This window comes from Pseudoalteromonas sp. bablab_jr011 (assembly GCF_016464045.1).
Taxonomy (GTDB): domain Bacteria; phylum Pseudomonadota; class Gammaproteobacteria; order Enterobacterales; family Alteromonadaceae; genus Pseudoalteromonas; species Pseudoalteromonas lipolytica.
In genome coordinates this window covers 1-246 of record NZ_JACDWU010000106.1, presented here as the reverse complement: position 1 = coordinate 246, position 246 = coordinate 1, and the positions used below count along the sequence as shown (strand labels likewise).

The window sequence follows — 246 nt, the reverse complement described above, 5'->3', positions numbered from 1 at the left end:
TTTGACTATGGATATTTATTTGGTGCGGTATGTCCTTCCACAGGCCAAACAGAAGCGCTAGTAAGCCCATTCGTCAATAAAGAAGCAATGACGCAGCACCTGAGCCAGATATCACAAGCTACACCAGTTGGCAGACATGCTATCGTGATAATAGATGGCGCAGGCTGGCACACATACGATACAGCCGCAGAATTTAACAACCTCACGCTAATAAAGCTCCCTCCTTATTCACCAGAGTTAAACCCA

General features: G+C 45.9%; 1 protein-coding gene. It reads left to right on the top strand.

Annotated elements, in window-relative coordinates; all coding sequences use genetic code 11:
- A partial coding sequence (locus tag JIG41_RS04480; RefSeq protein WP_199524312.1) for a transposase occupies positions 1 to 246 on the top strand: 246 nt, incomplete at both ends.